This is a genomic window from Oleiphilus sp. HI0043 (assembly GCF_001634935.1).
Map to the genome: position 1 here is coordinate 1 of NZ_LWEY01001058.1, position 1539 is coordinate 1539.

2 protein-coding genes are annotated in these 1539 nt (G+C 44.4%); both read right to left on the minus strand.

Translation table 11 applies throughout. From position 1 onward, the window contains the following. Window positions 1-754 (minus strand): condensation domain-containing protein (locus A3729_RS11725; protein WP_197475810.1); only part of this gene is annotated, 754 nt, incomplete at its 3' end. Further along, window positions 754-1539 (minus strand): aminotransferase class III-fold pyridoxal phosphate-dependent enzyme (locus tag A3729_RS11730; RefSeq protein WP_156497905.1); only part of this gene is annotated, 786 nt, incomplete at its 5' end. The genes A3729_RS11725 and A3729_RS11730, both read right to left, overlap by 1 nt.

Sequence of the window (1539 nt, forward strand, 5' to 3'; positions counted from 1 at the left end):
CACTTTTCTTAATTTCAGTGATTAGATCTAGGTCGACATCAACATCTATTCGGCGCGCATTGAAGGTTCTATTCTTGGGGCGGTCTTTATCTAATATAAGCTCGTAATCGGGAATTCTTTTTGAAAATTTATCTAGCCAATATTGTTTGTCCTCGTTCTCTGAAGATTGACCTGCAAAATCAACAAAAGAGTATGCTTCTTCTAAATCAGCCGAATTTCCCTTTACGGTGCTATTGTAAAAGGCTGACAAATCTGCGATCACGATGCCAAGAGACCAGCCATCACAAATAATATGATGAGCAGTGAATATCAGGTAGTGACAGGTATCCGACTCTTTCAGTAAGCGAACTCTGAATAAAGGGCCATTGACTAGGTCCAGAGGCTCGCGGGCTTCGCTTTCAATAAGTTCTTCAAGAGCTTGTTTTTCAATATTTTCTAAGCCGCATTGAATTTCCTGATAGTCGAATACTCTAAAGCTTGTGCCATCTTCAGAAAAACTGGCTCTGAGAGCATCATGCCTTGCAACGGTTAGCTCAAGTGCATTGATGAGAGCAGGCACTCTGAGCTCTCCTTTAAACTTTAAGGTAAAGGATTCGTTAAAAGCACTTGAAGCCTTTGGATCCATCAGGACAGACGACCATATTTCAAGTTGTGCTGCCGTGGACGGAACCGATTTTATCAGGGTCGGTTTTTGATCAGCAAAGGGGTCGAAATCTACCGAAACAGATTGTATGGTCTTGATTTGGCTGGTCATTAGTTTTGCTCTAGCATTCTGTATTTTCCAGGTTGTTCAGGGTCCTTTATGAACCATGCTGGCTTTCCTTGGGAATCTTTTCCTAATCTAGCTCCTGGAACTGGCGGAGTGTTTTGCAATGGCGCCGTTTCTTCAGTGTTTTGGGTGTTCGTGTTTTTGCTAGGATCGAGCTCGGGAAAGAATCCTAACGACAGCATTTCGTCGACGGCTTCCTCAAAAGCTTTAATGATTGCAGCGATATCTTCATCACTATGAGCTGTGGTAAGGAAACATGGGCGTGCATCCCATATATGGATTCCTTTTTCTCTCAACAGCGTAAATATTAGTTCCTCGTAAGCGATATCTTGGGGAATTTTAAAACGGAATAGGGACTGGCAGTTCACGACTTTGATCGGAGCATGTCGTTGGCTTGCGTACAGGTTCATTTGCTCGACCATTGCAGCGGTCTTGTTGCCCAAATCCTGCTGTATGCTAGGCTCGGCTATTAGTTTATCTAATACTGCATTTGCTGCAGCCATCGCGAGTGGGTGGCGTACAAAGGTTCCCGCAAAGTAGGTTACGCCAACTTCGGGCGATGAGTCATCACCATATCGCCATTGGCCACCATCTAAGGCGTCCATATACTTGGACTTGCCTCCAATAACACCAATTGGCATACCTCCACCGATAATCTTACCGTAGGTTGCGATATCTGCTGGAATATCGAAATGGCCTTGAGCTCCTCGTGGTCCGAGGCGGAAACCTGTAATGACTTCATCGAATATAAGGGCCATCTCATTTTGATC